Source organism: Hydrogenophaga sp. (assembly GCF_051007235.1).
Classification (GTDB): domain Bacteria; phylum Pseudomonadota; class Gammaproteobacteria; order Burkholderiales; family Burkholderiaceae_C; genus Hydrogenophaga.
Genome location: NZ_JBPCSJ010000323.1, coordinates 1 through 6983, shown reverse-complemented (window position 1 = coordinate 6983; position 6983 = coordinate 1). Strand labels below are relative to the sequence as shown.

The 6983-nt window shown below is 69.2% G+C and carries 6 protein-coding genes; 1 reads left to right on the top strand and 5 read right to left on the bottom strand.

Annotated elements, in window-relative coordinates:
- Positions 1-6: 6 nt before the first annotated feature.
- The 4 genes from ACR2JA_RS11495 to pyrF form a co-directional block, all read right to left on the bottom strand.
- The gene (locus tag ACR2JA_RS11495) at positions 7-639 is read right to left on the bottom strand and encodes a glutathione S-transferase family protein (RefSeq protein WP_434009215.1); all 633 of its coding nucleotides are present in this window, start codon (positions 637-639) and stop codon (positions 7-9) included.
- Positions 640-760: 121 nt separating this feature from the next.
- The gene (locus ACR2JA_RS11490; protein ID WP_434009216.1) at positions 761-2212 is read right to left on the bottom strand and encodes a DUF1501 domain-containing protein; all 1452 of its coding nucleotides are present in this window, start codon (positions 2210-2212) and stop codon (positions 761-763) included.
- Between the two features lie 11 nt (positions 2213-2223).
- A complete protein-coding gene (locus ACR2JA_RS11485; protein WP_434009214.1) occupies positions 2224-4080 on the bottom strand; it encodes a DUF1800 domain-containing protein in 1857 nt (618 codons plus the stop codon).
- 170 nt (positions 4081-4250) lie between these two features.
- Positions 4251-5090, bottom strand: a complete 840-nt coding sequence (pyrF, locus tag ACR2JA_RS11480) for an orotidine-5'-phosphate decarboxylase (RefSeq protein ID WP_434009213.1) — start codon at positions 5088-5090, stop codon at positions 4251-4253.
- Positions 5091-5270: 180 nt separating this feature from the next.
- Here pyrF and ACR2JA_RS11475 point away from each other — a divergent pair, with 180 nt between their 5' ends.
- Positions 5271-6167 (top strand): DMT family transporter, encoded by an 897-nt coding sequence (locus ACR2JA_RS11475; RefSeq protein ID WP_434009212.1) that lies wholly within the window; start codon positions 5271-5273, stop codon positions 6165-6167.
- 141 nt (positions 6168-6308) lie between these two features.
- Here the strand turns inward: ACR2JA_RS11475 and ACR2JA_RS11470 are convergent.
- A partial coding sequence (locus tag ACR2JA_RS11470) for a uracil-DNA glycosylase (protein WP_434009211.1) occupies positions 6309-6983 on the bottom strand: 675 nt, incomplete at its 5' end.

Here is a 6983-nt window from a genome sequence, read left to right as displayed (position 1 = left end):
GACTGATCAGGCGGCCTTTACGCTGGGGCGTTCAGCGACACGATCGCGCCAGGCCTGCAGCGCCGAAAACCCCTCGGCGCCGGCGTTGAAGCGCATCAGCTTGGCGAATTCGATCGCGCATAAGGCGGTGATGTCGGCGATGGTGAAACGCTCGCCGGCGATCCAGGGCTGGCGCTGCAGTTCACCGTCGAGCCAGGCCGCGGTCTCGCGCAGCTTCTCGCCCTGTGATCGACCAAAGTCCGGGAACTGCGGTTGCTCCAGCGGCGCCAGGCCCGGGTGGGTGTGGCGCACGCAGTTGGCGATGGGCAGCAGGACGTACCACTCCACCCGCCGGTCGGCCATCTCGATGAAGGCGCGCTCGGTCGCGTCGTGTCCCATCAGGTTGGGCTCGGGATACAGGCCTTCGAGGTAGGTGCAGATGGCGCGGGTTTCGGTCAGCACGCGGCCATCGTCCAGTTCCAGCGCCGGGATGCGCGCCAGCGGGCTCTTGGCCCGGAAGGCGGCGCCTTTGTGTTCCTGTGCGTTGAGGTCGACATCGACCCGTTCGATACCGGCGACGGCAGGGTCGACGCCTTTTTCGGCCAGGAACATCTGCACGCGGCGGGGATTGGGCGCGCGCGGCGCGACGTAGAGTTTCATGAGCGGATCGCCTCCAGGCAGTGACCGGCCACCAGCGAACGGTGGTCCCGTGTCGACAGCCGCATGGTAGGCAGCCGCCACCGCCTTGTCTGCCCGGGCCTGTCGCCTGGGCTACCGCGGGTCAGGTCGCCATGAAACCCAGATCGGGCGGGTAGCCGTTGGCCTCGGTGAAATTCGACAGGTTGGGCAGGATGCGCGCCAGCTCCGTGTCGTTGACGCCGAACCATCTGGCCAGCGTGCCGGCGTACTGGTCCACCGAGGTGCTGGGCAGCAAACGCCCCTGGCCCACGTGCCACTGGTCCTCTGGGCCGCCGCTGTCGCCCAGGCTGACAGGTGGTGGCTTGCCGTAGAACCGGCCACCGTTCACCGCACCGCCCACCACCAGGTGGTGGCCGCCCCAGCCGTGATCGGACCCGTCGCCGTTGGAGGTGAGAGTGCGGCCGAACTCGGATGCGGTGAAAGCTGTGACCTGGTTGGCCACGCCTCCTGCGCCCATCACCGATGCGTCGCCGGTCACCCGGTAAAAACCGGCCAGCGCATCGCTGAGTTCCTGCATCAGCTCGCCATGGTTCTGCAGCAGGCCACCGTGCGTGTCGAAGCCGCCCATGGACACGAAGAACACCTGGCGCTTGGTGCCCAGCAGGTCACGGGCTGCGATCAGCCGCGCCACCATGCGCAGCTGGCGGCCCAGGTTGGTGTTGGGGATGGTGGCGAACTGCGTGTGGGTCTGATCGTCCGGGTAGGCCTCGAGCGCGGCGGTGATGGACGTTTCGGCGGTGATCGCACGCTGGGTGACGCTGTTGTACATGCCTTCGAGCACGTGCTGGCGGCTGCGGTCTTCCTGCACGATGCGCGACAGCGCCTGGCCGACGGCTTCGGAGCCGAACGCCCAGCGGTCCACCGCGTTGATGCGCACCGCACCCCAGGAACCGACCTGGTAAGCCAGCACATCGTTGCCGGTGAGGAACACGGTGTTGCCGGTGACGGAAACACAGGTGAACAGCGGGTTGCCGGTGTTCAGTGCGCGGGCAGCATCACCCGTGCGCCCGCCCCATCCAGCGGTGGCGCCTTCGGGTGACGACGACTGCCAGTACGACTGCTGGTCGTTGTGGGAGAACAGCTTGGGCGGCTGGCGCCCCTGCTCGGCTTCGTATTGGGCCCGGGTCAGCGGCTCCACCAGCGGGCCCACGTTGAGCTGCACCGCCGCGTGGCCGGCGTTGAACAGGTCGGCCAGACCGCCCATGTGGGGGTGCAATGCGTACCGCAGACCCGCCGCCAGGTTGCTGGTGTTCAGGGGCAGCAGGCGGGAATGGTCCAGGGCGATGTCGGCGCGAGCACTGCGGTACTGCTCGTAGCGCATGCTGTCGTAGGGCACCACGGTGTTGGCGTAGTCGTTGCCACCGAACAGGAACACACAGACCAGGGCCTTGTAGTCGGTGGCGTTGAAGGCCGCCGCCTCGCCCATGGCGGCGAGGTTGAGCGCCGTGGGCAGTGCCACACCGGTGAAGGCCAGCTGGGCCGAGCGTTGCAGGAAGGCACGGCGCGAGAGCGGCCCGGGCAGGATGGGGTGCATGGCGGTGGCCCTCATTTCTGGATCAGGTATTCGGCAGAGGCCATGATGAGGAAGATGGCGGCACCGACACGGTTGCGCCGCCCTTCGGCGGGCGCCTTCGGGTCGATCCAGACGGCCTGGAGCGCGGTCACGATGGTCTGGCGCGTGGCGGCCGACAGCTGACCGGCGCACAGCAACAGCGCCAGGTGGTCCACCAGGGCGGGCGGGTCGTTCACCAGCTGCAGCTGGCGGGTGTAGGCCGACACGATGTCCGGCTCCCACGACCCGTTGGCCGGGTAGGCCTCCAGCGCATCCGGGCTGCTCACGTAGATGCCCTCCTGCAGCACGTACTGCATGTGGTTGATGTAGCTGCCCACCGTCGTCTCGTTGATGGTCTGGAACTCCGGCGCCGTGACGCCGCGGGCCGCCAGCGGCGTGCCGGGCGGCACGAAGCCCGGGCGGTAGTAGTTGAAGACCGACGGCGCGCGCAGCGGGCTTTGCCCCAGCGACCATTCGGAACTGCTGAGGTTGCCCACCTTCCAGGAGCCGGCCTTCGAAGTCGCGCCAAAACTGCGCGCCCAGTGCACCAGCCGCAGCATGAGTTCGCGCACCTTGCCGAAATTCGGGTCGGTCAGCCCGGCGGGGCCGCGCGCCTCGTCGTCCAGCAGCACGGCCGCCCAGACCGCGCGCAGGTCGCCGCGCACGCCGGCCCCGTTGTTGTTGAACGCCGCCGCCACCCGCGCCACATAGGCCGGGCTGGGGTGGCTGGTGACCAGGCGCTGGATCATCTGGCGGCCGAAAAACGGCCCCACGTTGGGGTGGTTGAACAGGGTGTCCAGGGCAGCCTTCAGGGCCACCGGACCGGGCGTGCCCGCGGGAATGGTGGCGCCCAGGAACCGCACCTCTTCGGGTGAGTGCAGGTCAGGGTCGAACGCCATGGGCCGGGCCGCGAAATGCCGGCTCTCCACGTCATAGTCCGCGCCGATGGGCCGGATACGCTCTCCGGCCCGCACATCAAAGTCGTACCCGGTGAACACGCGGGCCAGGTTCGTCACGTCGGACTGGCCGTAGGTCTCGATGCGGTCGCCTTTGCCGTCCAGCTTCTCGGTGCCGTCGGGGTGGAGTTCGTACAGGCCGATGGTGAAGAGCTGCATCACCTCGCGCGCGTAGTTCTCGTCAGGGACGCGTCCGTTGTCGTCGGCCTTCTGGTTGCCCTTGGTGTTGAGGTACCAGCCCATGGCGGGGTGCAGGGTCACGGCCTCCAGCAACTGACGGAAGTTGCCGAAAGCGTGGCTCACCAGCGTGTCCCACCAGTGCGCCACCGCGTGGCTGCGCCAGGTGAATTCAGAGCCGTTGATGGAGATGACAAAAAACTCCGACAGCGCCAGCGCCACGCGCTGGCGCATGGCGTCGGGCGCCGACATGAGCTGTTGCCAGATCATGTAGTCGGCCGGGTAGTCGTTGAAGAAGAACTGGTTCTTGTCGTTGCGCCCGTAGCCGCGCTGCTCCAGCCAGTCCCAGCCAGTCTGGCCGATAGGGGTGTTGATCTGGTCCGCCAGCCAGCTGGCATAGGTGCCGCGCCGCACGGCGGCGATCTCGGCCTCGGTGGACGAGAACTGCGCGTGCTGCAGGAAGCGCGCCGCCTCCGCATCGCTGGTGGCCGCGGTGTGCGTGTAGGCCGCCACATCGACGCCAGACAGACCCGGGCCGGACGGTCCCACCGCGGGCGCTGTGCCCCCCCCGCCACAGGCGCTGAGCAGGGCACCCGCTGCGACCACCCCGGCGGCCGACACCCAGGCACCTGCGTCGGGTGCCTCGTCCCCAGCTGAACGCCCCTCGTCTGCGGTCGCCGTGGGCACCGTCTCAACCGTGTCTTCTGCGTCGATCATCACGACCCCTCCTGTGTTTCGGGGGCAGTGTAGGCAGCGCGCTGCCGACCACGGCGCACGGTTTCACGCTGTTACGAGCACCTGTCGCGCCGGCCGCAACGGGGACACCGGGCGCACACCGCCCGACGCGCGGTGGCCGCCGCTCGTCCGCTGACGGCTGGCGCGGCGCCTCAGGCGCGTGCTGCGTTCAGCACCTCGCGCGTGCGCAGCGCTTCGGCCCGCGCAGCGGCCGCGAAGTCGGCGCCGCCGGAGGCATACAGCACGGCGCGCGAGCTGTTGACGATGACCGGGCCGGTGGTGGCGCCGGCCTGGGTGCGATAACCCGCGCGGATGGTGGCCACCGCGTCGCCGCCCTGCGCGCCCACTCCAGGGATGAGCAGCGGCAGTGTCGGCGCCAGTTCGCGCACGCGCTCGATCTCGGCCGGGTAGGTGGCGCCCACCACCAGGCCGAGCTGGCCGTTCAGGTTCCACGGGCCTTGTGCGAGGCTGGCCACGTGCTCGTACACGCGCGGCTGGCCGTCGACCGAGGCCAGCCGCTGGTTCTGCAGATCGTCACCGCCGGGGTTGGAGGTGCGGCAGAGCAGGAACGCACCCTTGCCTTCGTACTTCAGATAGGGCTGCACCGAGTCCCAGCCCATGAAGGGCGATAGCGTCACCGCGTCGGCACCGTAACGCTCGAAGGCCTCGATGGCGTACTGCTCGGCGGTGCTGCCGATGTCGCCGCGCTTGGCGTCCAGGATCACCGGCACCTGCGGCGCCACCGCCTTCATGTGCCGCATCAGCTTTTCCAGCTGGTCTTCGGCGCGGTGGGCCGCAAAGTAGGCGATCTGCGGCTTGAAGGCGATCACGGCGTCGGCCGTGGCCTCGACGATGGATGCGCAGAAGTCGTAGATTTTTGACGCATCGCCCTTCATGTGGGCAGGGAACTTGGCCGGATCGGGGTCCAGGCCGACGCAGAGCAGGGACTGGTTCTGGCGCTCTGCCGCGCCCAGCATATCGAGGAAAGTCATGCATCCATTTTATGGATGCTGGCTCCCATGCTCCGCCGCTGCGCGGGTCGCTGCCCCGGCACCGGGGAGGGACCCGGTGTTTCCCGGATCCGGGGGGCTGATCCGGCTTGGGGCGGCCCGGCGCCGGATCGCTCGCCACGGCGACAGCACCCTCACGCACACCCGCCTAAGATCGCCCGGATGCAACACCTCTCTCGTCAACAGCTGGTCCTGCTCGTGCTGCTCACCGTGGTGTGGGGCGTGAACTGGCCGGTCATGAAGTTCGGCGTCACCGGCTTTCCGCCGCTGACCTTTCGGACCCTGTGCATGTGGCTGGGCCTGCCGCTGCTCGGCGGCTTCCTGTTGTGGCGGCGCGTGCCGTTTGCGATTGGTCGCGAGCACTGGCGTGAACTGGCCGTGCTCACCGTGTTCAACATGCTCTTCTGGCACACACTGGCGATCCTGGCGATCCAGTCGCTCTCCAGCGGACGGGCGGCCATCCTGGGCTACACCATGCCGGTGTTCTCGGCGGTGATGGGCGCGCTCTGGTTTGGCCAACGGCTGCCGGCGCGCGCCTGGGGCGGCGTGGCCGCCGCCGCGCTGGGCGTGGTGCTGCTGCTCTGGCACGAAATCACTGCCCTCTCGGGCCGGCCGCTGGGCGTGGCCATGATGCTGGTGGCCGCCGCCACCTGGGCCATCGGCACGCAGCAGATGCGCCGCACGCGCATCCCGGCGCCCACCCTGGCCATGAGCTTCTGGATGACGCTGGCCACCACGCTGTGGATGAGCTTGCTGGCGGTGCTGTTCGAACGCGGTGACTGGGTCGCACCCAACCCGGCGCAGTGGGCGGCCATCGTCTACAACGCCATCGGCGTGTTCGCCTTCGCGCAGGTGGTGTGGCTGATGCTGGCACGCGAGCTGCCCCCCATCGCGTCCACGCTGTCGGTGATGTTCATCCCCGTGCTGGGCGTGTTCAGCGGCGCCTGGTGGCTGGGCGAGGTGCTGCACTGGCAGGACTGGGCGGCCGTGGCGCTGGTGATGCTCGCCATCGCCACCGTCTTGTGGCCCTCCGCCAAGCCCGCACCCGAGCAAAGGTGAGGCTGAGCGCGAGGGGACTTCGCTCCAGAGACACCGTGGAACCGGCTTCGCCGGGCCACAGGTGTCGTCCCCCCTCCCTGCGGCGCAGCCGCGCCAGAGAGGGGGGAAGCCGCGTCAGCGGCGCAGGGGGGAGTTCCCCTTTCAGCGCAGGGGGGTGTTCGCAGTCTCCATCGCCAGACAGAGGTCGGCCCAGGCCTTGGCCTTGTCGGCCGGGGTGCGCAGCAGGTAGGCCGGGTGGTAGGTCACGATGACCGGCACGCCTTCGTAGCGGTGCACACGCCCACGCAGGCGGCCGATGGGTTCGTCGGTCTTGAGCAGCGACTGCACCGCAAACCGCCCCATCGCCAGGATGATCCTGGGCTTCACCAGCGCGACCTGGCGCGTCAGGTATGGCTCGCACTGCGCCACCTCGGCCGGCTGCGGGTTGCGGTTGGCGGGCGGGCGACACTTGAGCACGTTGGCGATGTAGGCGCCCTGTGCGCCCGTGCCGGTGCGGCTGCGGCCGACGGCGCGCAGCATGTTGTCCAGCAACTGGCCAGCCAGGCCCACAAAGGGTTCGCCCTGCAGGTCCTCGTGCTCGCCCGGGGCCTCGCCCACGATCATCCAGTCGGCCTGCACATCACCGACCCCGAACACCGTGTTCTTGCGCCCACGGCACAGGCCGCAGGCTTCGCAGCCGGCCACTGCGGCCTGCAACGCGGACCAGTCCATGGTCTCGATGCCGGCCGGGCGCGGCGACAGGCCCGCGCCGGCCGGCCCGCTGGCGGCGGGCGTCGGGCGGCGCACCGGCGGCGCCACCGGTGCTGCGGACACGAC